Raw genomic sequence first — 26,795 nt, forward strand, 5'->3', positions numbered from 1 at the left:
ACTGAGTTAATGAGCTCGACTGCTGTTCTTAATCACTTGCTCCAACGGGTTGTAGCCTTCAGGCACCGGTACTAGCGCATTCTTTTTGGCATAGGCTTGATATTGCGCTCGCATCTGTTTGACGCGCTCAGGCTGAGATGTTGCTAGATTATTTCGCTCTGAGGGGTCGACAGAGATGTCATAAAGCTCCCATTCACCGGTGCCTTTTGGTGGTGGATTAAGCGATAATTTATACTTACCTTGGAATACAGCGCTACTGCCAGCGAGTTCGTAACCAATGGCTTCAGATGCTAAATGGACCTGTTCAGCTTGCCCGGTCATCACTGACCATGCGCTCGTTCCGTCGGGTATATGCACTTTTTTACCGTTGTAAGTACCATCGTGAACTTTGACCTGTGCAACCTCTAGCAAGGTTGGATAGATATCTTTAACAAACGCAAAACTATTGACCTTAGTATTGGCGGGAATCGCTTTCGGGAATTTGGCAATCAGCGGCACCCTTAACCCGCCTTCAGTGGAGAAAGTCTTAAAGTAGCTATTAGGTGTGTTGGCTGCAGCTGCCCAGCCGGGTCCATAGTCAGCGTAAGATCCTTTTTGTCCCATAGTGGAATAGTCGCCTTGGTAGTCTTCCATATAGGTATATTGATAGTTTTTCTCGTACCAAGGTCGATAGGTTTCATTCTTAGATAGCAGGTTTGGGTCAGTGCCGTTGTCGGACAAGAATAAGATTAGCGTATTGTCTAGCTCACCGGTTGATTTTAAGTAGTCAAAAATTTTACCTATATTGTGGTCCATGTTATCGACCATGCCGGCGTAAGTTTGCATGCGGCGCGCATTGAAACGTTTTTGTTCTTCAGATAACGAATCCCATTCTGGCAGCTGCCAATCTTCAAAACTGGTTTTATCAAAACTTGGATCTAGCTCGACGCTATCTGGGAATAGTCCTTGCTGCTTTTGACGAGCCAATCGTTGGCGTCTCAACTCGTGCCAGCCAGCGTCATAGACACCATTGTATTTATCAATAAACGCCTTAGGGGCTTGGTGAGGGTAGTGCACTGCTTGGTAACCTAACCATGCGAGAAATGGTTTACCGTCTTCACGATTGCTCTCGATATTGTCGATGATACGTTGGGTGTAAAAGTCAGAGGAATAATAGTTCTCGGTTGGCAGTTTGACTTCTTTGTCATTCTCAAAGTAATGAACCCGTTCATACATGGGGGCGTAGGGCATTTCTACCCAGTTGTCAGCGCCGCTTTCCGCCAGTGCAAATGATTGCTCAAACCCACGATAATAGGGGATGGAATCCTTGGTACCACCTAAATGCCATTTACCCGCCATATAGGTGTGGTAGCCCGAATCCCTCAACACTGTTGCGAGCGTAACCACACTGGTATTGAGGTGGCCTTCATAGCCGGGCTTGCCAAACTGGTTGTCGGCCATGATTTCATGCATGTTGCCCAATCCTGCAAGATGATTGTCTACGCCACTGATTAGCATGGTACGCGTTGGTGAGCAGGTTGCTCCCACATGAAAGTTGGTAAAGCTCATGCCCTGTTGAGCCAGTTGGTTGATATTGGGGGTGTCGATTTCGCTGCCAAAGGCACCAATATCACTAAAGCCCATATCATCGGCAATAATAATGAGAATATTAGGGCGGTCATCGGTGGGTAATTGACTGGTTTGCGCTGTTGGTAATGTCGCCTTTGGTGCCTGACTGCAGGCAGCCATCAGCACGACAGAGCTGGCTAATAGAGACTTTTTCACGGTGCTTTCCTTGTGTTTTAATCCATTCAGGCAGGCTGAACTCCATTGGTGAGGTACATAGTGAAAGATTGCACCTCTAGGTTGGTTTGTGGTTTATTTGTAAAATATGTTATCAGTTAATAAATTCGCGCCTATGCAGATTCCGAATGCTTCGCGGAATAAAGCGGATTTTGCAGTGTAATTATTGGTAAACAGTCGTATCTTTGGCGTATCGTGTTGCAGCTTTAGGTGTTGAAATTTGCAATGGATGGTTACGTTGCACTGCCAGAGATGCCCTAATTACATTAAATGAAGGAATCGTTGATGAAATATTTGCTAGCCCTCTTGGTTATGTTCACCACTTTCGTTCTCGCGCTTGCGGCATCACCTGCTTGGAGCAATAGTGATGCACTGGCGGCGAGTCAATCCACTTTATCGGAAATCAAAGCGGTGCAGTTTCATGACGGCAACGTCATCACTGCGGGATTGCCAACGGCTGAACAGATTAGCGCGCTAAGTGAAGCGGGCGTTGATCTCGTCATTAACTTGATCCCCAAGAATAACCCTCATGCCATCGGTAATGAGCAGCAACTAGTGCAAGATGCTGGCATGGCTTATATCAATATTGAAGTCGACTGGCAGCAGCCCAAGTCGAGTGATGTAGAACAGTTTTTTGCCGCCATGGAGCAAAACAAAACTAAGTCGGTATTTGTGCATTGCGCGGCTAATTATCGTGCTTCGGCTTTTTATTATCTTTACTTAGACAAGTTAACGCCGCGGCAGGTGAACCAAGCCCAAATCATGGCACCTTGGGGAGATTTGCAGCAGAGCTTGAAGCAGTATCCTCAATGGCAGCAACTGATTGAGAAAATGCAACGTCATTAAACTGCATTAAAGAATAGGCAAAATAATCATTTAGTCGTTAAACTAGTGTAAGTAATTTGCCGTTTGTAGGACAAAATGAGGCTCGGCGATGCAATTAATTATTGTGCCCCTGTCATCATTAGCATGCACAAGGAGGCCACAGTGCCACTAAGTATACGAAGCTTTGTATTATCAGGCGTTTGTTTGGCATTATCACATCAAGCCTTGGCAAGTGAGTTTGAAGCTTGTATGGCTAAACAGATGGCGACGGCCAATGATGAGATGACGATAGGGGAGCTGCGTAAGTTATGTGAGGCCGAAACCCAACTGCAACGTGATGGTACCATTGACATTGACGGCAAGACCATCAAGGGTGGCGTGCTGTCTAAACGTATTATTGCAGAGCGTCAAACAGATCAGTCAGAATTTGTGTTAACCCCCCATCACACCAACTACTTTTTACCGGTCTATTCCACCAGTGAGATCAACCCGACCGCCTATGGTGAAGATCAGGCTTATGCGGATAACTTTAAAGATATTGAAGCTAAGTTCCAAATTAGTTTTAAGTTTCCATTGAGCTATGGTTCATTGTTATTTGAAGGCGATCGAATTTATGGTGCCTTCACGTTAGAAGCGTGGTGGCAAGTGTATGCCGATGATATTTCATCGCCCTTTAGAGAGACCAATTATCGCCCGGAATTCTTTTACGTAACGCCATTGGGCTGGCATCCGTTTGATGGCAATACTGGCTTAGTTGTTGGCGTTGAGCATCAATCTAATGGTCGTTCCGGTACCTTGTCGCGTTCATGGAATAGAGTCTATGCCGAATTGCTATATGAAAACGGCGATTGGTTGTATTTCCTCAAACCTTGGTACCGTATTCAAGAAGATGAAAAGTTAGATCCCAGCTTGCCTGAAGGCGATGATAACCCGGATATAGCCGATTACATGGGCCATGCTGAGTTTGGCTTTGGCTATGATTTTGGCGACTATGAAATGGTAGTGAGAGGGCGGCAAAATTTCTCCACTAACAAAGGCGCAATTGAAGTGGAATTTACCACACCGCTATACGGTAAATTACATGGTTACGTGCTGTTGTTTAACGGCTATGGTGACAGTTTGATTGATTATAACCATAGCCAAACTCGCCTTGGTGTAGGTATTGCGTTAAATAATATGTTTTAGACGTATCCACCATTACAGCAGGGCTAATCAAGCATTAGCCCTGCTATTGTTTAGCCTCCACATTTACCACTGGCATAGCAGCTAGGTTTACGCGGGCATACCGAACCGCGTGAACAAATCAATTTAGCGTCGGTTTCTATGCCACGTTCTACCCAATTAATATTCAGAATTTTGGCAACGCTTTTAAGGTCAGATTTAATGGCTTTAGGAATGGCTGAAGAGCCGCCATTATCAACGCAGGCAGCCTTTAGGGCCTGGGCGATACCTTTGGCGTCGCGTCCCTGTGCTTCAATGGCGGGATTGAGGTCAATTCCGGCGCAAAGTACATGATCGTTGCCCGCTAAATCTGCCACGCGTATTGACTCACAGGCGTAGATTTTTGGCTCCTCTGCGACATCTAAAATCGATATTTGTGCTGAGCTGCCGGTATTGGTTTCACTGAGCTTTCTAAATACTGCCCAATGCTGACAGGGATCTTCCACCTGACGCATATTGCCCCAGGGCAATGGAATGCCATTGCCACGGTATACCGCTTTAAGCTTGCCGGGTGAGTATGCATCAAAGTAGTGCCAATGGGAGTAGGGGGAAACTGCGGTCATTCTGCGCATGGCCACAGAGGCTGAGACCCCTACTTTTTGGTTAATGTCTATCTCGTAGCCATGGCGATCTAACAGTTGTCGGTAGGGCACTTTAGGGCAAAGTAATGCGCCAGCAAAGAAGCTACTTTCAAAGTCGCGCCAGGCGTGCAGAATATCTTGAGCATCAACAGTGGATGAGGTGGGGTGAGTACTACTGTCGTCAGCTAAACTGGTGCCATGACTGCGCCCCGCCACCATCACGCTGCGCATACCATCTTTGTTGTGCAAAATGCAGTGGCCAATATGTACTGCTAAGTCGTATTTAAGGCGGTGCTTATGTGACTTAAGTAACTTATTAAGATAAATATGATTTTTAGGCTCAAAGTAGGAGGTAACAATGTGCTGTTCGCTGATGCCCTGTTCATCCATCACCGCTTGTGGCAAGCGCTCAAACCAATGTATTTTCATGCCTAACTGGGCGACGATATCCAGCAAATCATCAAGGCTAAGTGGCATCCGTTTGAGGCCAACTTCTTCAGCTGCACGTTCTAAATCAGGAAAGTGGTTTTGGTGATGCTCTTGGTGGGCTCGGATCAGCAAATGAGCAAATTGTCTGCCTGTAATCCCGGTTTGCGACAGCATTTCAGGGATGGCGATTTGTAAAATCTCGTTAGAGAATAAAAAGCTTGGCTCCAAGGCCATACCGCTAATGCCACCACGGGATCCTTTTACTGGGGTGATGGCTTGCTCTTCTGGGGCGTCATCTAAAAACCAGTCAACTTCTTTTTGAAAAACTGCGGCGATGACCGCTAGCATCGCAGCACTTGGCACACGCTTACCGCGCTCAATCATTGATAGGTATGACACAGAAGGTGCTGAGTTCGCATCGACTCTGATACACCGTGCTGACAGATCTTCCATGGTTAAGTTATTGCGTTTACGCAAGTTTCTTATTTTTGTACCAAGGAAATGTGACTTTCTCATCAAGCTGCTGTTGTTTTTCATTTTGTAAAATTCACACTGTGAAATTTTTATTGTGAAATTGTAATGAAAAATTGGCTAGACTACAAATTAAGCAATCGGGACAGGCTTTATTGTGAATACTGTGACAGACAATGTCAGATTAGAAGCAACAAGTGACTGTGTTAAAGATGCTGACAACCATGAATCGCTATAAGAGGAAGCAGCTATGAATATGTCAACAGAACAACACCAGCAAATTGATCAGAGTATTTACAACTTCATTAAGCAAGTGCTTCCAGTGGCTGCCGCTGAGCAGGCCTTAGGCAATACAGCGCTAGACGTCGAACAGCAGCGCATGGCCTCTATGCGTTATGCCAAGCAAGTGCTAGATACTTACTTTCCATTAAGCCAAGGCTCGCATCAAGATGTGCGTAGTTACGTTGTTTACTACAACCAGCTATTAGCTTTCTTCAATGACGGCACTCAAAGTGGCTTAGCGCAACCAAAGCAGTTTGTGGCACTGTGTGGTCACAAATGTGAGCCTAGCTCGATTGTACTGAAGAACAATGGTTTCCATATAGAGATATCGATAGACCCACGTGGTGAATATGGCAGCCGAGATTGCGCTAACATTGAAGATGTACAAGTAGAAGCCGCACTAATGACCATAGTCAATACTGACCAACCTCAAGGGCAACACAGTTGGGCGAGTCTAGTTAAAGGTGGGATTGGTCGCGGCGATAAGCAGTTTACCGCAAAAGATGGCAGTGATTACAGCTTGTAATAGCCATCGCTAAAATTCAAAGCCGCGCCGACATACCATGTCGACGCGGCTTTTTTGTGATTGCGAATAGCGAAACTAATACAATAACGTTTTAGTGACTGGCGACTTGGACCACAAAACCAACACTAAATAGGGTACTGAAAATCATGGTTAATTTTGCGGTTCTACCCAGTAAAGGGTTTAATTCAGCACCGGATGTTTGGCTGAAATCACCATTAAGTTTACGTGCCAGAATGAGTGCTAATCCTGATAGTAGGGTTGGCCAGCCAGGCAACACGCCTAAAAGAAAACCGCCGATAATTAACGCAAATGGAATGTAAATAAAAGCTTGGTATAGCACGCGAGCTTGAGACAAACCAACACGAACGGCAAGGGTGTTTTTGCCCGCTTTGGTATCGGTATCAATGTCTCGGGTGTTATTGACTAGCATCACCGCGGCATTAAACAAACCGATAGCACTGCCAAGTATCCATGCCGCAGTAGTGGTGTGGCCTGCTTGCAAATAAAAACTACCTACCACCGCAACTAAGCCAAAAAATACAAATGCAGCGACTTCGCCTAACCCATGTGAAGCTAACGGGTAGGGGCCGCCGCTGTATCCTAACGCGCCTAAAATAGCGGCGACTGCGAGTAACGCAATCGGCCAGCCACCGTGATAAATCAATATAGAGCCCACCACTAGCGCTGCGATTAAGCATAGAATCATGGCATTTTTGACGGCGCTAGGTGCTAACAAGCCACTTTGGGTGACTCGCACGGGGCCAAGGCGCTCTTCAGTATCGACACCGCTTTTAAAGTCAAAGTAGTCGTTGGCTAAATTAACCGCAATTTGCAGCAAAATGGCGCACAGCATTGATGCAAAGGCAATCAATAGACTGAATGACTCTAGCTGTAATGCCAGTATGTTACCCACCAAAAGTGGGCCGATTGCCGCGGGCAGAGTGCGCGGTCTGATGGCCAAGATCCAAGGGTTCATGGTTGATTTCGTTGTCTTTAGTGTGTGAACAGCCAAGTAAACTGGCTGAGATCGTCATTTAATTCGCTAGCATAGCAAAATTAGCCTAATGGATGAAGGGTTAGCGATTTAACAATTTACCAAGCATGAGCTAGGTCAAATGCTACTTTGTTACAGGTGACGGGGGATGTAAGTGAAAGCTAATGTAAATACGGTCTTAAAAACTATATTTGATTGGCAGGTTTTCATCGTTGAGATTTTTGACCTGGCGCACGTTTTTGATTGAGTGCAAAAGCGAATATGCAGCCACAGTCAAAGAAAAGCCGCCAAGAGTGTGATGATATAAGTTTAACTTAACTCAGTGTTGTTAAGGATTGGCTCAATATTTTTGGGGTCGTAAACCACATACAGTAGGACGGTACTATGCGCTTTGATGAACAAGTCGCAATCGTGACTGGAGCAGGTGGTGGGCTGGGTCGTGCCTACGCGATTGCTTTGGCGGAGCGTGGTGCTCGGGTTGCATTGATAGATAATGGTGAAGGGGATACCCAGTCGGGTGAGCCCCGTGGAACGGGCCTGAAACAAAGCCATCAAACCCTAGAGCGTTTGGGGGCTGCTGCTTCAATGTTCTTAATTGATGTGACAGATGAGCATGCCGTCAGTGAAGTGGTTGAGCAGATTTATGCCACTTGGCAGCGCATCGATATACTCGTTAATAACGCTGGCCATCATCAGTCGAGTGCATTTGATCTTTTAGACAGTGCGCTGTGGCATCAGCATATGGATGTCAATGTAAACGGTAGTTTTTACTTAACCAAAGCGGTTTGGCCGCTAATGAAACAGCGAAGCTATGGCCGCATTATCATGGTGTCTGCGTCGAGTGGCTTATATGGCAACATGCATGAAACGGCTTATGGTGCTAGCAAGATGGCCTTGATTGGCTTAGTGAACAGCCTCAGTCATGAGGGACGTGACATGAATGTACACGTCAACACATTAGTTCCTCATGCGTTAACCAACATGACAGCAAAACACCTTGCGCCTGCAGTAAAACCCATGTTTTCGAAAACATCAGTGAATGCCGTAATGCTATTTTTAGCGCACAATGACGCGCCAACGGGTCAACATTTATTGGTGGCTGCGGGCAGTGTCAGTCATGGTCAATTTACCGAATATGATCCACTGTATTTTACCTCTGAACAATGTAAACCGGAAATGATCAGCCAACAGTGGCCGCAGCTATACCGTGCATTGCCTGTTCACTTTCACGAAAGTGGCGAAGCGCAGGTATTAGCTTGGGCCAAACGTGGTGCATCACAGCGAAAAATTCGCATCGAGTAACAAAGCGTAAAACAAGTACTGGTCGATGTAGGAGTATCTAAGGTAAGCTACATGATTAAGGTTTAGCACAGCCTAATCAATACGTAACCGGATAGATATAATCATGAGCCAAGTATTAGATGATTTACTCTCACTATTATCACTTGAACAAATTGAAGAAGGGCTTTTTCGTGGTCAAAGCCAAGATTTAGGCTTTGGTCATGTGTTTGGTGGACAGGTGATGGGCCAAGCCCTCAGCGCCGCCAAGCAAACCGTGGCGATAGACCGCCAAGTGCACTCATTTCACGCTTATTTTTTACGTGCGGGTGATGAAAAATTACCTATCGTATATGACGTGGAAATTATGCGCGATGGCGGCAGCTTTAGCGCACGGCGAGTCAAAGCGATTCAAAAAGGCCGACCAATATTTACTATGACTTGTTCATTTCAGGTAGTGGAGCAAGGGTTTTGTCATCAAGCACAGATGCCCGATGTTCCGGGACCTGAAGGACTACTCAATCAGCAAGAGTTGGCGATGACGCTACGGGATAAAGTGCCGCCAAAAATGCTAGAAAAATTTATGGCTGATGCCCCAATTGAGATGCGTCTGGTTAATCCTAGTAACCCGCTAGCGCCTAAAGCCACTGAACCCAAAAGGTATGTATGGATACGTGCCAATGGCCAAGTCCCTTCATCTCACGCGGTGCACGAGTATTTACTCGCCTATGCATCAGATTTTAATTTTCTGGTGACGGCCGCTCAGCCCCATGGCGTTTCTTTTCTTACCCCCGGTATGAAGATGGCGACGATTGATCATGCGATGTGGTTCCATAGACCATTGGATTTAAGCCAGTGGTTACTTTACAGTGTCGATAGCCCCAATGCTGGCGGTGGCCGAGGCTTTGTCCGTGGTGAATTTTTTAATCAGCAGGGGGAGCTGGTGGCCTCTGCAACCCAGGAAGGATTGATGAGGTTGTCCTAGCCTCATTTGATATGTAATAGAAGGTTTATGTTTATGATGGCAAAATTAAAAGCGCTGGTTGTTGGTGCAGTGGTATTAATGCTAGCGGGATGTGTGACAGTTGAGCCTGAGCCGCCGGTGATCGTCAATGGTGCAGCGGGATACTTGGAAAAAATTGCCTTACCTCAGGGAAGTGCGATTACGATTGCGGTGATTGATTTAGATACACCGGGAGTCATCATTGCCCAGAAAAGCTTTGATATAGCCCGCGCACCGGTGCCGTTTAAATTTACTTTTCCGGCTGATACCATTGATGAGAGTATCAACTATGGTGTAGTGGCGATGATTCAGTATCAAGGTCAGATAATTTTCCAGACCTATGATCGCTTTCCTGTGATTAGCAACAATAAATTCACTACCGAAGTGCTGATGAAAGCCGTGAAAGGTCGATAGTCGACATTTTCTAGCGAGCATTTAAGAGAAAAAGGAGCCAATGGCTCCTTTTTTGATCGAGTGGCTAAATCCTTGTGCGAGTTACCTTTGTACCAACCAAAGCCAGTTAACTTTGTGCGCTAGATGAATATTTCTCACGTCATGTTGCTTGAATGTTAATTTTAAATTCAATACTCTGAAATATCTGTATTTGAGAGAATTATCTATGTCATTTTTTGGAAGTCATCAGCTATTTCATACCGACCAAGGTGAGCCACAAGCCGCCAAGATCAGTGCATCGGCCAAAACACTATTGGCAGTCGGCCTTGTGTTAATCACTTCAGCGATTTTGTTACCCGGCTAAATCCCTTAGATTTGTTACCTGCCTTAAGTTTGTCTGCAGTTTAGTACAGTGATGTTAGCTGGTAACCATTTGGCTCTATGTAGCTATTTACCCATTCAGTATCTGAGCCGCCCCTAGATTTGGGCTGCAACATTAACCATGAAAGTTGTCCTCAAAAACCGCTACAATGAGTCTATTGAGTTCAAAAGACCAAAAGTACAGAGACTTGAGTCCCCCTAATCGATTAAGTCCTGCTCCTTGCGAGCAGCCCTATGTTGAGCAGTTAACCCATTGGTTAAACAGTGACGAGATTCGGCTTGCAGCACTGCAAATGGTGGCGCAGCTGAATCTTCCACAAGGTATGGTTGCCGCCGGTTTTATCCGAAATTTAGTTTGGGATAAACTGCATCAATGCCACTATCCCCTTAATGACGTTGATGTCATTTACTATGATGCATCCGATGTCAGTATTGCTGCTGAACAAGCCTACTGCGCGCAGTTACATCAATGGCAGCCTGCTTTGCCATGGTCGGTGAAAAATCAGGCAAGAATGCACCTACGTAACGGTGATGAGCCATATCAAAGCTGTGTTGATGCCATGAGCTTCTGGCCCGAACGTGAAACGGCAGTGGCGGCCAGTATCAATAATCAGAAGATTGAGTTATTCACTCCATGGGGATTAAGCTCTCTATTTCAGCTGTTATTGACGCCAAATTCTCGCCGCGATCAGCGTATTTTTCAGCAGCGTCTTGCCAGCAAAAATTGGTTACAACGATACCCAAAACTACAACTCGTCACGCCCTAAAATCGCCATCTCTCATGTTGCCAAATTGTTGTGTTACGCAGGTCGTTATTTAAGCGGTAGTGCGCACTCTGTGTGGGTAAACTTCACTCAATGGTGATCTGTATCGACCTTTTTAAACGTGCATTATCAATGTTTGTTTAAAAAGCGTGATTTTGATCGCCTATCGCTACTTATTTATAGGTATTACTTGGTTTTGTTGATTTGGATCAATTTGTCACACTTGGCTATCTGGCAGGATACGCGCAAATGTAAGGAACTTGCTAAGAATAACAACCAATGATGTTGTATTAATGGAGTAGTATGATGAGAAAAAATATCCTATCTGGTTTGATTGCCACCGCCCTATTAGCTACCGGTTTTACCTCTTCTGTTGCCGCTCACCAAGCCGGTGATTTTATCTTCCGTGCTGGTGCTGTCATGGTATCACCCAATGAATCTAGCCAAGATGTGGCTGGGTTTGGTGAGTTTGGTATTAGTGACGACACCCAAGTCGGTTTGAACTTTGCGTATATGGTAACTGACAACTTTGGTATTGAATTGTTAGCAGCAACGCCTTTCAGTCACGATGTGTCGTTAAACCTAGGGGACGGCAACGGTCATACTAAGATTGCTGAAACTAAGCACCTACCACCAACCTTAGTGGCCCAGTACTATTTCGGTTCTTCAGATTCTAAACTACGTCCATACGTAGGTGCAGGTGTGAACTTCACCAACTTTTTCGATAACGAATTTACCAATGACCTAGGTGGCGCACTGTCTGACCTAAGCTTATCGAACTCTTGGGGCCTAGCGGCACAAGTAGGTCTTGATTACCAAGTGAATGATAAATGGTTAGTTAATGCATCTGTATGGTACGCACAAATTTCCACTGATGTTAGCTTCAATCTGGGTGCTGATCCTGTGACCATTGAAACTGATGTTGACCCATGGGTTTACATGGTGAGTGTCGGTTACAAGTTCTAAGCTTATTGAACATGAAAAAGGCGCCTTAGGCGCCTTTTTTGTTATCAGTTACAAGCTCAATCAAACCATTACTGCTGTTGTTTCTTGGCTGCTTTTTCGGCTTGTCGCTCGGCTTTAGTACGCCAATGGCGAGTGTTATAAATGAACTCGGGTAGCAATTTAGTTAACCAAGCCACTAGACGCCAACGTTTAGTGACGTAGACTTTTCGTTTACCTTTTTCCATTGCGCTAACCACCTGATTTGCCACTTCTGCCGGCGGAGATAGCCATAAGCGACTTTTTTGCATGGCGGCTTTGTCGAGTAAACCAAGCTGAATGTCGGTAATGGTGATAGGCAGTTTTAAGCGCTGCGCATGCATGCTCAGCCCTTCAAGGTAGTTGCTGGCAAAGGCTTTAGATGCATGATAAGCCACACTCGGACCACCACGCAGACCGGCAATTGAGTTGATTGCAGCAAGTTGGCCATAGCCTTGATCTGCAAACAGTTTAAAGGCGGTATTGCATACGGCGGAGAAGCCCTGCACATTAACGGTAATAATGTCCTGTTCTGGCTGCCAAGGTAAGGCGGCATCGTAACTGTTCAGTCCGGTGTTGACTAACACTAAGTGCGCGCCCCCTAAAGACTGCCAAACTTGTTCTAAACTGGCGATAACACTCTGGGGATCGGCGATATCTAATTGATGCAGGCTTACTTCAGTTGGCAAGCTAGTGGCGAGATCTGACAAAGAGTTTGGGTCTTGCGCAAAGAGCGCCAGTTTTACCCCTTGAGAGGCAAGTTTTTTGGCAATTTCTTGGCTGAGTAGTGAGCTAGCGCCCACAATAATAGCTGTAGCTTTGGTCATGAAGGTATTCGACATCAAATGGGTAGCCTATGATATGAATATCTGGGTCTTAGGACAAATTTTTATATAACAGACGTATGGACATCTAGAGGTCTTGATGTATGATTAGGAGCATTAATATGAAAAAGTGGTTAACACCTGTATTGCCATTAATGATGGCTGCCAGTGTATTAAGTGGCTGTGCAACGCCAAATGCGAGTGTGGCGATACAGGGAGAGGTTTGGTACAAGGAACGAATCGCACTGCCACCACAAGCAGTATTAACTGTTCAGGTGAAAGATGTATCGCTGATGGATGCACCGGCAGTGGTGATTGCAGAGATAGAGCGCAGTGGCGTCACGACACCAGCGCCATTTGAGTTTGTGATTAATCGGGATCAATTTGAGTCTGGGCATACCTATGCCATAGGGGCGAAGATCATGCTTGATGACCAGCTTATGTTCATTAATACCCAAGCCTACAATATTGATTTATCAAGCCAAGAACCGCTATCAGTATTGGTACAAAAGGTGGGCGCAGGACGATAGTCATCGCGCCGCACTCGACAGACAGTAGGAAGTTCGAAAGAGCTTCCTTTAACCTAAGAGTATAAGGGCGCTCAATGCCAGTAAGAATTCCAGACAATTTACCCGCAGCCGGGATCTTAGAGTCAGAAAACATCTTCGTCATGTCAGAGACGCGTGCTGCCAATCAGGATATCAGACCGATGAAGGTGCTGATCCTCAACCTGATGCCCAACAAAATTGAAACTGAAACCCAGTTGCTGCGATTATTGGGTAACACGCCGCTGCAAGTGCATGTTGATCTACTGCGCATTCATGACAAAGTCTCTAAACATACGTCTATCGATCACATGGATAACTTTTATCGTGATTTCGAGGCGGTCAGACATAACAACTATGATGGCTTAATTATTACTGGCGCACCTTTGGGGCAAATTGCCTTTGAAGAGGTGAGTTATTGGGACCATATTCGCGAAATCATCGACTGGTCACAGCAACATGTCACCTCAGTACTGTTTCTTTGCTGGGCAGCCCATGCGGCCTTATATCACCTGTATGGATTGGAGCGTAAGTTACTGCCCACTAAGCGCTCAGGGGTATTTAGTCATCAACGCAGTAGCAAGCATTACCCGTTGCTGCGCGGCTTTGATGAAGAGTTCTACGCGCCGCATTCTCGCTTTGCCGAAATGGAAGTCAGTGAGCTAGAAGCCCATCCAGAGCTGAATGTGTTGACCCAGTCCCAAGAGGCTGGTGCTTATATGGTGTTAAGCAATAGCAATCGCAACCTGTTTGTAATGGGTCACCCTGAATATCAAAAAAGTACTCTTAAAGATGAGTATTATCGTGATCTTGCTGAGGGGTTACAGCCTGAGGTGCCACAAAACTATTTCAAACATAATGACCCGGGCCTTGAGCCTATTGCGCGTTGGCACAGTCATGGCAGCCTATTGATCAGCAACTGGCTTAATTACTATGTTTACCAGTTAACACCGTACGATTTGGCGGACATGAGCGCCATAACCCCTTGGGAGAGTGACAATTAGTTGTCATGCTAACCCTAGGCTGTTTTAAGGGCCTGCAATTGTGGTCGATACTGTTCGGGCAAGGTAAATTCAATGCGTTTACCGTCGGTCGGTGAATTAAACGCAAGAAAGCAGGCTGTCAGTTGCAGGTTAGCGTCATCACCGCTGGCATGACCATGTTGGCGGTCGCCTACCACAGGATAGCCACTGCTCGCCATATGAATACGGATCTGGTGTTTACGGCCGGTTTCTATTTTTACTTCAACTAATGTGCGTTGCTGCTCTGAATCGTAGTGCAGCGCGCGTGCATGGGAACATGCCGGTTTACCGTCGACATCCGTGGTTAAGGTTAGCGGTGTGTCGGGAAATTGTCCTTCAACAATAACTTGATAAACTTTCTCCGTTTGGCGTAATTCAAACTGTTTGGCTATTGCTGCCGTTGCCGACTTAGTATGGCCTAATACGATCAAGCCCGTTGCCGCGCGATCTAAACGGTGAATAATATTTGCCGTGCGCTGTGGCGTGAGGTTGAGCTCGGCAAAACGATTAATGGTGGTATGGTCGCTCCATTTGGAGCCTTGGCAAAGCATGCCATAGGGTTTATACCAGATACTGAACTGTTGTTGATCGCTCAGTAATATCGCGTCGTCGATCTGTTGGGCCAATACCGCCTCATTGTAGTATATATGCAGTGTATCACCGGGCTTTAACGGCTTTTTCGCGCGTCTTAATCTGGCAGTATATTTACCTCGTGTTAGCCATACCGCACCTTTGGCCATGGCTTGTTTTACCTGTTGTTTGGATAACGGGCATTGGGCGGCTAATAAGCTGGCTGGGTCAGTCTCTGGCTGGCTAATATCAAGATGTTGTTCAAGCTTTAATGGTGTAGTTGGCGCAGACACGATCGCTCCCGATTTTACCCTGCATGGTTAGGCGTTGGCTGACTAGTTTACACTAAATAGTCTGTGGATTAGAGCGTTCTGGCAGACAATCATGCTAATGGCTGTAATTTAATCAGCCAATGCAAACCGATGGATAAATGCAACGTGGGCTGAGGTTAATTTGCTTAAAAACGTGGTAAGAATGATACAATTGTTAGCCGCGGCTCATTTTTGCGGCTAAGTGTTAAAAGCTCAGGTGGTTAACCAATTGCAATAGGGATAGAAGTGATTGCCGATAAACTAAGTGTTACGTTGACCACCGCACTGCTGACTGTTTGCCTTTCGCTGGCGACAGAGGCTACAGCAGGCGAAAAGGAACAGCAAAAGCCGGACGAGGCCGAGGTGGGTGAAACTGCAACCCAAGCGTTAGACCCTTGTGATGCCGGTATTAACCCAGACGAAATGATTGATATTGCCTATCAATATCTCAACACCAAGTTTTGCCAGCCGGCTTTATGGTTCGACAGCTTTTTTCTTGATGATCGCGTTGAAGAAGATTCGCGCGCCGGTACCCAAGTGCGCTGGGGCAATGATTTTTCTTACTATGGGGTCGATGGCTTTAAGTACCGTGCGCAACTCAATGCCCGATTTCATCTTCCCGGTGCCAGTAAAAAACTCAAACTCATTATCGACTCTCAAGGTGATGACGATCCGTTTGCTTTTCTAAGAAGCCCCGATGATGACGGCGAACGCGACATTGGTTTGCGCTATGACTGGTACTCTAGCGAGCGGGTGAGTTTTAATATTAAGGCAAACCTACAACCCAAAATTGAAGCCCGTTGGGGATATACCTACCCGCTATCAGAGGCGACCACGACTCGACTGACGCAAAAATTGTATCAAAAGAAAAAAGTGACCGGCGAGTCAACAGAATTCGATATTGAGCACGTGTTTAATGACTACTATTTACTGCGTTGGAGCAGCGTGGCGCAATATGAAACCCGCGATAATGGTTGGGAGTTTGGCAGTAGTTTACGCCTCTATCACTACATAAGCCCAGTGCGCGCCTTGAATTATATCGCCAGTATTTACGGGGTAGATACTCCCTATCATTATGTCGAAAACGCGCGTATAGCGGTGACCTATCGACAGCAATTTTTACGTGAATGGTTATTTTTTGAGATCACACCAGAATATAACTGGCATAAAGAAGTCGATGAAGATCGGGTTGAACAGGTTATCTTAACGTTAAGGCTAGAGGTGCTGTTTAAAAACTTTTGAACAGGCTCAGTTAATTTTTTTCGGCCACTGAATGTCTACTGACACTATGCTGTCAGTAGGGGCCATTTATACTCTGTTTTGTCATCTTAAACAGCGATGACGTAAGGAACTAAAGTTAAATTTCTATAAGGAGCAGAGTATGTTAACCCACACACCTTTGGTTTGGGGTGAAATCCCAGTAGCAGATATGGCCCGCGCAACCGCTTTTTACCAGCAACACTTTGATGTGGAGTTTAAGCATCAAGACAGTGATGATATGCAAATGGCCATTATTGCGACACAAGACCCGCAAGCCGCCAGTGTTGGCTTGGTGAAACACCCAATGATGCAACCCAGCGGTGATGGCAGTGTCGTGTATCTACATTTAAGCGAGCAATTATCACCATTAGTGGCTAAGTTAACCCAAGCAAAGGTCAATATTGTATTGCCAGTGATGCCGATCAATGACGGTGAATGTGGCTACATTGCGCTGTTTGTCGATAGCGAAGGTAACAAAGTAGGCCTGTGGTCAGCACAGCAATAGTAAACTGCCGGCAGTTATTGCAACCGCCGATTATCTATAGCACAAGGAAAGGAGTCGATATGCAACCTATTACTTTGACAGCCAAGCAAATTGTTGGCCATGTGGTTCGTACTGACAATCAGTTAGAGAGTCAGCAACCCAGCCAAAAAATCGCACCAATGTGGCAAGGTTTTATGAGTCAGTATGGCCAAAGCTTGTATCAGAAACATGAGGTTTATGGCGTGTATTTTGATTATGAGTCAGACCATACAGGCAGCTACAGTGCATTGGCTGGTGCCGCGAGCGGTGTGATTGAAGGCAGCGAGCTGCATCCTTGTGCAATAGCCCCAGGCCAGTACCTTAAGTTTACCGCCCAAGGTAAGATGCCTGATGTTGTGGTCAATTTATGGCAAGATGTTTGGCAGTATTTTGCCGACGCAGAGTGTCAGTATCAACGAGCATTTGATACCGATTTTGAATGCTATACCAGCGCCGATAGTGTCGATATTTACATTGGGATCCACTAGTACGTATGCCGCTAACGAATAAGGTTGGCGGCATTAATTCGTTTAAGGCAGGTAGGTAATGGGCGAACGCTCGTTATCATCTTGCCATTACACCATTTATTGAGGTGAGCATGCGTCGAGCAGACCGCCTGTTTCAAATTGTGCAATTACTGCGACATCGGCGGATGATGACAGCGCAGCAATTGGCGCAGCGATTAGATGTCTCTGTACGCACCATATATCGTGACATTCAAGACTTATCCTTGTCGGGCATTCCTATTGAGGGTGAGGCCGGTGTAGGCTATTTGTTGCGTCAAGAGGTCAATGTGCCGCCACTGATGTTCAATGAACATGAGCTAGAAGCCATTCAGGTGGGGATGCGCATGGTGCAAACCTGGGGCGGTAAAGAGTTGGGCCAGGCCGCTAAGCAGGCCATGATTAAGGTTGAAGCTGTATTACCTGATCGTTTGCAGGCATATCAATCATTGATGTTCGCCGTAGACTATTTTGTGGATGACAGTGATTTTAAATATCTCGATATCTTACGAACGTCAGCGAATCAGCGTCAATGTATTGAAATCGAGTATCAAGATGCGCAGCAAGCTAACAGCAGCCGTCGCCTGAATCCATTGGCAATCTATTTCTGGAAAGGGACGTGGACGCTACTTGCTTGGTGTCTGTTGCGTGATGATTTTCGTAACTTTAGAGTAGATCGTATTGTCTCAGTAACAACCACGCAGACCCATTTTACGCCAACACCGGGGCAGGAATTGTCAGACTACCTTGCCAGTTTACAAGATAGTCATCATTAACCGAGTTCAGTTAACTATTGGCCAGCTCAAGCAATGCCGGTAAGTAAGGATTAGCTTGCTTGGCAATTTGGGCTTGCTCAATCAAGACTTGCTGCAATATCTCATCTGTGGTCAAAGGATTCGCCAATACCACTCTAAATACGACTGACTTTAAATCTTGAATGATACGTTGTGGTTCTGGGTTGATACGAGTACGCGATACAAACGAGGTGCCTTGTTCACGTTGACGCTTTTGGATGAACTTGGTCAGGCCATCAAGCAGTTGATGATATTGCTTAAGCAAATCGTGATCTTGTTGTTGCCGCGCCTGTGCCATTGCTTGCTGCACGACATGCGGTACATAGCGATAGGTTAACAAACACAGCTCTGGTTCGGTGATTACCTCAAAATCCGCTTGGGCGTGGATCATATCGGCAAATCGTCGAGCTTTTTCAAGGCTGTTGTTGATTAAAATCTCATAGCCGTCTCGCCCGACTACATTTAAGCAAGCGTGTACCAGCATTGCCATGCCTGATCGCGAACCTTCTAAGGTCTGGCTACCTAAATCTTTTGAACCTTTACGCAAAATATATTCTGCGTGATGCTTAATGGCGTTAGCAAACTCGGGGTCTTTAAATAACACCATACCGGCGCCCATTGGCACATACATCTGCTTGTGAGCATCGATGGTAATCGAGTCGGCGTGTTCAATACCGCTGAGTAGGTGGCGGTATTTGCTCGACAATAAGCTCGCGCCGCCCCATGCTGCGTCGACATGGAAATGGCAGTCGAGTTCTTTAGCCAGCGTGGCAAGCTGTTGCAGCGGGTCAATACTGCCGGTTTCAGTGGTGCCAGCAACACCCACAATGGCCATCACTTTGATGTTGTCTTGAGCCAGTTTTGCGGCGGTTTGGCGCATTAGTTCGACATCAACTTTATTGTTATTGTCGGTGGCAACTTGAATGATATTGCTGCGACCAATGCCTAATAGATCTGCGGTCTTACCCAGCGAATAGTGACCGCGCTCAGAGACCAATATTGCTAAATCATCATAGCCATAATGCCGTAAACCACGCACTAAGCCATCTTGGGCCACGCCGTTAAAGTCGCCATCGGCGGCTAATAAGCGGTTACGCGCAATCCATAATGCGGTGATATTAGCGATAGTACCGCCGGAGCAAAATGCCCCAAGAGAGTGGCTGGCACTGTGCATCCAGTTTTGATAGAAGTCGTCACTTTGGCCATAAATCATATGGTGCATCATGCCGAGCACTTGGCGTTCAAGTGGCGTGAATGCTTTAGAGGTTTCTATTTTGACTAGGTTTTGATTGAGCCCCACCATCATTTTCGATAATGGCAGTACAAAATAGGGTAATGCTGAGGTCATGTGGCCAATGAAGCTTGGTGACGACGTATGGACGCTGTGGGCCACTAAGGTTTGCATCATGTCATCGGCGTAATCAGAGACAAAGCTTGGAGATTGTGGAATTTGGTGCGCTTGAAAGTCTTTTTCAACTTCCGATAGCGGCTTTTCAACGGCAACAATGCTTTCTTTAAGAAAACCCATCAAGTTTTCGGAAATATTTTTCTCAATTTTTCCAAGGGTTGAATCGGGCGCTTCCGGCAGGGTAAATATCCGCATTAGCGCTTCTTCAGAAGCTGTTGCTTGTCGTTGTTGTTTGGCAGCCATCAAGACTTATTCTCTCACACAATCCGCTCACGCCCTTATTCTGAGCATGTAGTCTAAAAAAAGGAGCTAACTTTACTTTATGCTTTATATCGCATCAAGGGGAAAAGTGAAATGGCTTTGTAATAAATAACCCCAGAGGTCAGCCACATGATTGGCTCAATCTCTGGGGTTTAATGCACAGCTCTAGGCGGTGCGAGTGAGCTGACGCGCCTATTTTTGACCGAGCTGATACATGGCGGCGACATTCACAGCCGTAGAGTATAAGTTGTGTTTTGCCCCCGCTAATACCTCGGCAAGTGGCAAGCTACGTGGCGTCACTGAAAATATCGCTTTAAAACCATGTTCAAGTAAAATGTTGGCATCTTCACTGACGCAACCTGCGATAGCGATCACGGGGATCTGTTGCTGACTGGCTTCACGTAACACGCCCATGGGGGTTTTACCGTGCAGTGTTTGGCTATCTAATCGACCTTCTCCAGTGATGACTAAATCAGCGCCGTTTAGTTTGTCTGCTAGCTCAACGGCGTGCATCACAATGTCGATGCCAGGTTTAAGCTCGGCATCTAAAAAGGCCATAGTGGCTAGTCCCATGCCGCCTGCTGCTCCGGCGCCTGCAACCTGTCGATGGTCGATCATATCAGCTTGAGCAATGATATCGGCAAAATGGCCTAATGCAGCATCGAGCTGACTGACCATGGCTGGACTGGCCCCTTTTTGCGGGCCAAATATCGCAGATGCGCCTTTTTCGCCGCATAACGGATTGTCGACATCACAAGCGATTTCAAAGTGGCAGTCCGCAATAGCAGGGTGAATATTACGGCTATCAATGCGATGTAAATCAATTAACGCTGCGCCGCCTGGGGCAAGCGGTGTACCGTTTTGGTCGGTGAGATGGACACCTAAGGCTTGCAGCATACCAGCGCCGGCATCGTTTGTGGCACTGCCGCCTAGACCAATAATGATATGACGAATACCGCGATTGAGGGCATGACAGATCAGCTCACCAGTACCATAACTGGTGGTGATTAATGGGTTGCGCTGCGTGTCACTGACATGGTGCAATCCCGATGCGGAAGCCATTTCAATCACTGCAGTGATACCGTCACCGAGCAAACCATATTGCGCCGCCACTGGCTCGCCAAGGGGGCCGATAACGGTCACATCAATTAGTTGGCCATCGGTGGCATCGACCATTGACTGTACCGTGCCTTCACCGCCATCTGCGACGGGGACTTTCAGGTAATCAGCCTGGGGAATTATCTGCCTAAATCCGCGTTCTATCTCGTTGGCGACATCCATGGCGCTAAGGCTTTCTTTGTATGAGTCTGGAGCAATGACGATTTTCATTGGATGTTCCTAACAGAGCTAATTAATAATGTCGAGAAAAACCCCCGCCGATATTATCGGCGAGGGTCAACGCTCTAAAGTAAGATAAGGCTTAGAATGTACACTAACGTCATGGCAGTTAGACCTTGGATTAAGGTCGCCATGGTTTGGGCTTTATAGGCTTGTTTAACGCTCATGCGGCTAAATTGAGTTACAACCCAGAAGAAGCTGTCATTGGCGTGAGACACTGTCATTGCACCGGCACCAATGGCCATTACCGTTAACACGCGGCCCATATCGCTGGCTAATCCAATATCACCTAACATTGGCGCGACTAGCGCAGAGGTGGCCACTAAAGCAACGGTTGATGAGCCTTGGGCTGACTTAAGCGCCGCCGCGACAATAAATGGCATGAAGATGCCAATGCCTAATGCTGACAGTGATGTGCCAATCACGGTACCGATATCGGCCGCTTTTAGTACTGCACCAAATGCACCGCCGGCACCGGTGATCAACAAAATAGGGGCTGCAACGGTTAACGCCTGAGTAATGCGCTCGCTAAACTCTTTGCTCTTGTCATCCGCTTTAAGTAAAGACAATGACAGCAGTAGGCCGACCAATAAGGCATTAACTGGCTGACCGAAGAACGCAAACAGCTCAAAGGCAAAGCCTTCACCGATAGGCGCGGTAGGGAAGTTGGCGATAGAGCCAAAACAGATCAGCAAAATTGGAATGAAAATAGGGGCAAAAGCCCGTGTTGGTGATGGCAACTTGCCATAGGTGGCTTTTAGCTTTTCAAAATCTTCTACTTTTGACTTAAGCTCTTCTGCGCCTTCACCGTCAGGTTCAACATTTTTAAAACGGTTGGCCCATAAGGTACCGGCCAAAGCAGCGGTTGCGGCAACAAACACACCAATGAAGATCACTAGGCCCAAGTTCGACTCTAAACCTAGATTACCTGCAGCAGCAATAGGGCCTGGTGTTGGCGGTACAAACGTATGGGTCGCATACAGACCGGTTGCCAGTGCCACACTCATGGCGACGCTAGAAACTTGCATGCGGTTCGCCATTGATTGTTTTAGTGAGTTGAGAATCACAAAGCCTGAGTCACAAAAAACGGGAATCGATACAATATAACCAATGATTGACATGGTGAGTGTCGGGAAGCGTTTACCGAGGACCTTGATGACAAAGTCAGCCATGGTAATGGCGGCACCACTTTTTTCAAGAATGGTTCCGATAATGGTACCCAGGACGATAACTAGACCAATATAGCCTAGAATCCCACCAAAACCGGTGGCGATAGTTTTGGCAATTTCAGCACTCGGCAAGCCATAGGCAAATGCGGCAATGAACGAGGCAAAAATTAGCGTTAAGAAGGGGTGCAACTTGAATTTTGAGGTAGCGATTACAATAAATGCAATGACCGCTAGTAGGATCAGTACTAAGCTCATAGGGTGTCCCTGTATGGGTATTTTTAGTTAAATTGTTCTGTTTGCTGAACAGTGGACCCAAATCATGAGGGACAAAAGTCCTCGATGCTGAGCACATTGGTATTTCAGGCTTGGGCTATTATCAACACAATCGACAAGCTTGGCTTCGTGTTATAGAACAGATATGACTAAAATATCCTAGGTATCTTTGTGCGTATGCACAAAATTGACTAGGCTGGGGCAGATATTCATCGGTTTATTGTGCTTTAGTACATAGCTGGCCAGCGGGTTTTTGCTCGCTAAGTGCCATTTTGAGATAAGTTTTGGCCGACGTATAGGCGCAGTAACCCATCTAAAGATTGTAGGTTTATTCCGGTGAGTTGCTCAATTCGCTCTAGTCGATACCTAAGGGTATTACGGTGAATGTATAAGCTCTGGGCGCAGGTTTGTAAATCGCCAAAGTGCTGCAAATACGCCCGCAGCGTTTTATCTAGCTGCTGGTTTTTGTCTGCGTGCAGTAAACGTTGATAGGGAGCCAATAGCTGATCGGCTCGCCAACTGTCCTTTAACCCGGCTAGCAACACTAAAAAAGAGTAATCTTCATATAAATGCTTGCTTTGGCTGGGTTCAATTTGGCTGCCAATGCGCAGGGTTTCTTTTGCCGTTTGATAGGAGCGGTTGATATCTTTACTGGCTGTAAAGTAATGACCCAGCGCGATTTTGCATTTGGTCGACATCTCTGCAGGTAGGCGTTTTAACAATTGATCAATGCGCTGGCTTTCCGCTTCTGCGTCCCACTGCTTGCCATCCAAAAAGGCCGGTTTTAGGATCACCAGCTCGGTCATTGAGGTCATCGCCACCAGATTCCCCCGAGGTGGATTTTCCAATAAATTGACCAAGTGTTTTAACAATGAGTCAGCAAAATCTTGTTGGGTGTCCTCCTCAATGGCGATCACCGCCGCTACCCGAGGCAGGTTTAGGTCAATATCTAGTCTGGCCGCCCAGTCCTGTAAGCGTTCAAAATCGGGCCGTTTTTGCCGAATAAGTTGCAGGATGAACTCTTCTTTTTGGCGATTTTGCCACTGGGCGAGCTCAATAGAGTTGGACTGTTCAACAATCATCTCTGCGGTCATTTTCAGCAGTTCGCCATAGGCACGTAGGCTATCGGGTTCGCCAGTAATACCAATGACACCGATAATCTCGCCTTTATAATGCAGTGGTAAGTTCATGCCGGGCTTCACGCCTTGCAGACTGCGTGCGCTGCCACTGTCTATTTCTACCGTTCGATTTTGACTGATTGCCAGCAATGCACCTTCATGGGTAGAACCAATACGCGCAGGCTCGCCGGATCCTAAGATCACCCCCTGATTATTCATGACGTTGATATTGTGACCAATGATTTTAATGGTGCGATCGACAATTTGTTGGGCGATGTTGGCGTCTAGAAAGTACATGGACTGCTCATGGTTATTGACTGACTTGGCTTAGCTTATGCGCTTGCCGGCAAATAGCCTAATGTTGATGCAAACTTCGCAACCGAGATCACTGCCTCAACTGCGATGCGGTTTTTTGCTGTTTGTTTTCAAATAACCTTTGGTCGGCAGTCACAATAAGGTTGTCTAGTGACGATTTTGCCCCGGGCTTGATGGTGGTGTAACCCACTGAGTATTCAAATTGTGGAACGCCAACATCACTGGCAGCAAGTGCTTGATTGAGCCTGTCGGTGTAAAGGGTAATACAGTGCTCATTTTCGGCATGCAGTAACACCAAAAACTCATCGCCCCCCCAACGGGCGACTAAATCACAGCTCCGACTGTTATCTTTCAAGCTCTTAGCAAAGTGTTGTAACAGGCGGTCGCCAACATCGTGGCCATAGCCGTCATTGATCTGCTTAAAGCCATCTAAATCAAAATATAGCAAGATCAACTGTTTGTTCAGACGGTGGGCCAAATCTTGGGTGGGGGTCATGAGTTCACTAAAACCACGTCGATTATAGATCTGGGTTAACGGGTCGGTGTAACTGAGTGTCAGCAGCTGGTTTTCTCGATACAGATGTTTGAGATCGCTGTTAATGATCTCTTTGATTAGATCGAGTGTGTCTATGTATTTTTGTGGATAGTTGGTGGTCTCAGTATCGAGTACACACAAGGTGCCAAATACAGAACCATCGGGCCAGCAAATCGGCAAGCCTAAGTATGAGACATAGTTATCTTCGGTATACTCAGGATTATCGGCCCAGCGCTGTTCACCACTGGCATCTTTTACGTATAACTCTTGGGAATTTTTTACCACCTGATGGCAATACACATTGGTATTGAAGTCGGCATAGCCGCCAGGCTTGTAGTGGGTATCAGGTGTCTGTGAGGCGATGAGCACTTCAATGCCTTTTACATTGGCTTGGGTGATAAAAGTTGAGGGGGCATCAAACATATCAGCGACAGTATTAACTAGACGTTGCCAGCGAAGCCAGTCTATTTCTTCAATTTCCATATCGAGTATAGAATTGTATGGATAAGGACCAAATGCTGGATTAGAGTCTTCTTTCATCGCTGCACCTTTTTTCAACTGTCTTTATTAGTTTAGCTAAGCAAATCTTTTACGCGAGTTTTCAATTGCGGTAATACCTGCAGTGCAAACTCAGGGTGGCGTTTTAGCCAAATATTATTGCGTGGACTCGGGTGTGGCAATACTAAAGTGTCTGGCCAAAATTGTTGCCATTGCTGTACTGATTCTGTCACTGTCGTCGGTTGTTGTAAATGCCAGTCGATAGCATACTTGCCCACTAAAAGTGTCAGTTCTACTTGGGTTAGTTGCGCCAATACGGCTTGTCGCCAGTGGTCGGCACACTGTTTTAATGGCGGTTTGTCGCCGCGTTTATTTTGTTCTCCACTGTAGGTACCTGGATAGCAAAATCCCATCGGTAATATGGCAAATAGTTGCGGGTTGTAAAACTGCTCCTCGGTCACGCCAAGCCAATCTCTAAGCCGTTTACCACTGGCATCATCAAAAGGCCGGCCAATATCGTGGGTTTTACGTCCCGGTGCTTGGCCTGCAATGAGTATTTTGGCATGGCTATGCAGTTGCACAATGGGCTTAGGTGCTAGCGGCAGTTGCTCGTGACACAACTGACAGCGGTTTATCTGCGCTATCAGCTGTGTCAGGCTCAGTTGTGATGGGGTTGGCACTATATATGTTGGCTAAATTGGTACAGCCAATACCCTATGTAGCCATAGCCCCAAAGTGCAACGCCATGTGCGGCAATTTTGATGGCGATGTGTTTGGCATTGAGGGCGGCGACATGGGCGCAGGCAATAGCAAATAGGGCGATAGGGGTGAGGGTGTATGCTGCCAGCATGAGTAACACGGCAGCCATCAGCAAGGCTGTGGTTGCCCAACTCGGTTTACTTTTGTCGACATTGACTAGATGCATTGGCAGCAGTGCCAGAGATACCGCCACAATGACGACGCCCAGATTAAGCATAATGGCGCCAACACCTTGTAAGTATATCAAGGCAATAGCCAGCGCGGCTGCGGCAACAAACAAACTGATAGCCATGTGAGCCTTGGCAAAACCGCGACTGCTATACTGTCCGGTGAAATGAAACAAGCCAATTAACAATAGGTTAAAAATACAAAAGCCACCTAAGCCAATGGCCAACAACAGGGTATTGGTGGTGTCTGACTGAAAGGCGAATGCCGGTAATGGAAAAAGTAGGGCGGCGAGGGACAAGCGTCGTATTAAAGGAGATTGGCTTTGCATCGGGTGTCTTGATAAATAAATTTGTGGTTAAGATCGCTTAAACTTGGGGAGAGTTCAACTTAAATTGCCGCCCAATGTTTAAAATTGCAAGCTTGACCAGTTTCACCGCCCAGCAGCCTTGGCAAAATAGGGGAGTAGTAGCGCCTAGGCGGCGGATAAAGGTCAATATGGCTTGGTCAATGACAGAGCCAATATCGTTGCGACATTGTTCTTAAAGTTAGTGATTGCTGGCTTGGTTAGCGATGTTGGCGGCGTATCTTGAAACAATTTCATTGAAGAAACTGATGAGTCAATAACGTGGTGGTAATTTGTAAGTTATTGTTTTTAATTTTATAAATAGCTTGGTAATGTCGCACCAGCTT

General features: G+C 46.4%; 27 protein-coding genes. 15 read left to right on the forward strand and 12 right to left on the reverse strand.

Features of this window, described 5'->3' with window-relative positions:
- Positions 1-6: 6 nt before the first annotated feature.
- Complete coding sequence (locus FLM48_RS07355) at positions 7-1,764, reverse strand: sulfatase-like hydrolase/transferase (RefSeq protein WP_179024204.1); 1,758 nt, start codon at positions 1,762-1,764, stop codon at positions 7-9.
- Between the two features lie 303 nt (positions 1,765-2,067).
- Between FLM48_RS07355 and FLM48_RS07360 the strand changes: the two genes are divergently transcribed.
- Together FLM48_RS07360 and FLM48_RS07365 are read left to right on the forward strand one after the other, a co-directional pair.
- Positions 2,068-2,628 carry a protein tyrosine phosphatase family protein gene (locus tag FLM48_RS07360; protein ID WP_179024205.1) on the forward strand — a complete coding sequence of 187 codons (561 nt, stop codon included), beginning with the start codon at positions 2,068-2,070 and terminating at the stop codon, positions 2,626-2,628.
- 183 nt (positions 2,629-2,811) lie between these two features.
- Positions 2,812-3,792, forward strand: coding sequence for a phospholipase A (locus FLM48_RS07365; protein WP_306294441.1), 981 nt, complete (start codon positions 2,812-2,814; stop codon positions 3,790-3,792).
- 50 nt (positions 3,793-3,842) lie between these two features.
- Here the strand turns inward: FLM48_RS07365 and FLM48_RS07370 are convergent, their stop codons facing one another.
- A complete protein-coding gene (locus FLM48_RS07370; RefSeq protein WP_179024206.1) occupies positions 3,843-5,375 on the reverse strand; it encodes a DUF3612 domain-containing protein in 1,533 nt (510 codons plus the stop codon).
- Positions 5,376-5,559: 184 nt separating this feature from the next.
- On the opposite strand from FLM48_RS07370, the gene FLM48_RS07375 reads away from it, so the two are divergent.
- Positions 5,560-6,117 (forward strand): malate synthase, encoded by a 558-nt coding sequence (locus FLM48_RS07375; protein ID WP_179024207.1) that lies wholly within the window; start codon positions 5,560-5,562, stop codon positions 6,115-6,117.
- A gap of 91 nt (positions 6,118-6,208) precedes the next feature.
- Here FLM48_RS07375 and FLM48_RS07380 read toward each other — a convergent pair whose 3' ends face one another.
- Positions 6,209-7,129, reverse strand: a complete 921-nt coding sequence (locus FLM48_RS07380) for a 1,4-dihydroxy-2-naphthoate polyprenyltransferase (RefSeq protein WP_256871083.1) — start codon at positions 7,127-7,129, stop codon at positions 6,209-6,211.
- Between the two features lie 366 nt (positions 7,130-7,495).
- Here FLM48_RS07380 and FLM48_RS07385 point away from each other — a divergent pair, with 366 nt between their 5' ends.
- The 6 genes from FLM48_RS07385 (at position 7,496) to ompW (ending at position 11,896) form a co-directional block, all read left to right on the forward strand.
- Positions 7,496-8,413, forward strand: a complete 918-nt coding sequence (locus FLM48_RS07385) for an SDR family NAD(P)-dependent oxidoreductase (RefSeq protein ID WP_179024208.1) — start codon at positions 7,496-7,498, stop codon at positions 8,411-8,413.
- 103 nt (positions 8,414-8,516) lie between these two features.
- Entirely contained in the window at positions 8,517-9,374 is an 858-nt protein-coding gene (gene tesB, locus FLM48_RS07390) for an acyl-CoA thioesterase II (protein WP_179024209.1), read from the forward strand.
- A 33-nt stretch (positions 9,375-9,407) separates the two neighbouring features.
- Positions 9,408-9,806: a YbaY family lipoprotein gene (locus FLM48_RS07395; protein ID WP_028772313.1), complete on the forward strand. Its 399-nt coding sequence runs from the start codon at positions 9,408-9,410 to the stop codon at positions 9,804-9,806.
- Between the two features lie 205 nt (positions 9,807-10,011).
- Positions 10,012-10,149, forward strand: coding sequence for a hypothetical protein (locus FLM48_RS07400; RefSeq protein ID WP_179024210.1), 138 nt, complete (start codon positions 10,012-10,014; stop codon positions 10,147-10,149).
- A 175-nt stretch (positions 10,150-10,324) separates the two neighbouring features.
- Entirely contained in the window at positions 10,325-10,933 is a 609-nt protein-coding gene (locus FLM48_RS07405) for a nucleotidyltransferase family protein (protein WP_256871084.1), read from the forward strand.
- 300 nt (positions 10,934-11,233) lie between these two features.
- A complete protein-coding gene (gene ompW / locus FLM48_RS07410) occupies positions 11,234-11,896 on the forward strand; it encodes an outer membrane protein OmpW (protein WP_179024212.1) in 663 nt (220 codons plus the stop codon).
- Between the two features lie 68 nt (positions 11,897-11,964).
- Here the strand turns inward: ompW and FLM48_RS07415 are convergent, their stop codons facing one another.
- Positions 11,965-12,738: an SDR family oxidoreductase gene (locus tag FLM48_RS07415; protein WP_028772315.1), complete on the reverse strand. Its 774-nt coding sequence runs from the start codon at positions 12,736-12,738 to the stop codon at positions 11,965-11,967.
- Between the two features lie 119 nt (positions 12,739-12,857).
- Between FLM48_RS07415 and FLM48_RS07420 the strand changes: the two genes are divergently transcribed.
- Entirely contained in the window at positions 12,858-13,265 is a 408-nt protein-coding gene (locus FLM48_RS07420; RefSeq protein ID WP_028772316.1) for a YbaY family lipoprotein, read from the forward strand.
- A gap of 74 nt (positions 13,266-13,339) precedes the next feature.
- Complete coding sequence (gene metA / locus FLM48_RS07425) at positions 13,340-14,284, forward strand: homoserine O-succinyltransferase (protein WP_028772317.1); 945 nt, start codon at positions 13,340-13,342, stop codon at positions 14,282-14,284.
- 14 nt (positions 14,285-14,298) lie between these two features.
- On the opposite strand, the gene FLM48_RS07430 is transcribed toward metA, so the two are convergent.
- Entirely contained in the window at positions 14,299-15,165 is an 867-nt protein-coding gene (locus FLM48_RS07430) for an RluA family pseudouridine synthase (protein ID WP_179024213.1), read from the reverse strand.
- A gap of 264 nt (positions 15,166-15,429) precedes the next feature.
- Here FLM48_RS07430 and FLM48_RS07435 point away from each other — a divergent pair, with 264 nt between their 5' ends.
- The 4 genes from FLM48_RS07435 (at position 15,430) to FLM48_RS07450 (ending at position 18,245) form a co-directional block, all read left to right on the forward strand.
- Entirely contained in the window at positions 15,430-16,425 is a 996-nt protein-coding gene (locus FLM48_RS07435) for a hypothetical protein (protein ID WP_256871085.1), read from the forward strand.
- Positions 16,426-16,564: 139 nt separating this feature from the next.
- Entirely contained in the window at positions 16,565-16,948 is a 384-nt protein-coding gene (locus FLM48_RS07440) for a VOC family protein (RefSeq protein ID WP_179024214.1), read from the forward strand.
- 59 nt (positions 16,949-17,007) lie between these two features.
- The gene (locus FLM48_RS07445) at positions 17,008-17,454 is read left to right on the forward strand and encodes a GyrI-like domain-containing protein (protein WP_179024215.1); all 447 of its coding nucleotides are present in this window, start codon (positions 17,008-17,010) and stop codon (positions 17,452-17,454) included.
- A gap of 110 nt (positions 17,455-17,564) precedes the next feature.
- Positions 17,565-18,245, forward strand: coding sequence for a YafY family protein (locus FLM48_RS07450; protein ID WP_179024216.1), 681 nt, complete (start codon positions 17,565-17,567; stop codon positions 18,243-18,245).
- A gap of 10 nt (positions 18,246-18,255) precedes the next feature.
- Here the strand turns inward: FLM48_RS07450 and panP are convergent, their stop codons facing one another.
- The 7 genes from panP to FLM48_RS07485 form a co-directional block, all read right to left on the reverse strand.
- Entirely contained in the window at positions 18,256-19,914 is a 1,659-nt protein-coding gene (gene panP / locus FLM48_RS07455) for a pyridoxal-dependent aspartate 1-decarboxylase PanP (RefSeq protein WP_179024217.1), read from the reverse strand.
- Positions 19,915-20,124: 210 nt separating this feature from the next.
- Positions 20,125-21,261, reverse strand: coding sequence for a glycerate kinase (locus tag FLM48_RS07460; protein WP_179024218.1), 1,137 nt, complete (start codon positions 21,259-21,261; stop codon positions 20,125-20,127).
- Between the two features lie 74 nt (positions 21,262-21,335).
- Positions 21,336-22,694, reverse strand: coding sequence for a GntP family permease (locus tag FLM48_RS07465; protein WP_179024219.1), 1,359 nt, complete (start codon positions 22,692-22,694; stop codon positions 21,336-21,338).
- A gap of 278 nt (positions 22,695-22,972) precedes the next feature.
- Positions 22,973-24,127, reverse strand: coding sequence for a sugar diacid recognition domain-containing protein (locus FLM48_RS07470; protein ID WP_179024220.1), 1,155 nt, complete (start codon positions 24,125-24,127; stop codon positions 22,973-22,975).
- 88 nt (positions 24,128-24,215) lie between these two features.
- A complete protein-coding gene (locus FLM48_RS07475; RefSeq protein ID WP_028772327.1) occupies positions 24,216-25,220 on the reverse strand; it encodes a GGDEF domain-containing protein in 1,005 nt (334 codons plus the stop codon).
- 32 nt (positions 25,221-25,252) lie between these two features.
- Complete coding sequence (locus tag FLM48_RS07480) at positions 25,253-25,834, reverse strand: uracil-DNA glycosylase family protein (protein ID WP_218645345.1); 582 nt, start codon at positions 25,832-25,834, stop codon at positions 25,253-25,255.
- A 23-nt stretch (positions 25,835-25,857) separates the two neighbouring features.
- Positions 25,858-26,433, reverse strand: a complete 576-nt coding sequence (locus FLM48_RS07485) for a hypothetical protein (RefSeq protein WP_179024222.1) — start codon at positions 26,431-26,433, stop codon at positions 25,858-25,860.
- Positions 26,434-26,795: the final 362 nt, after the last annotated feature.

The sequence above is a fragment of the Shewanella sp. Scap07 genome (assembly GCF_013394145.1).
GTDB classification, from domain to species: domain Bacteria; phylum Pseudomonadota; class Gammaproteobacteria; order Enterobacterales; family Shewanellaceae; genus Shewanella; species Shewanella waksmanii.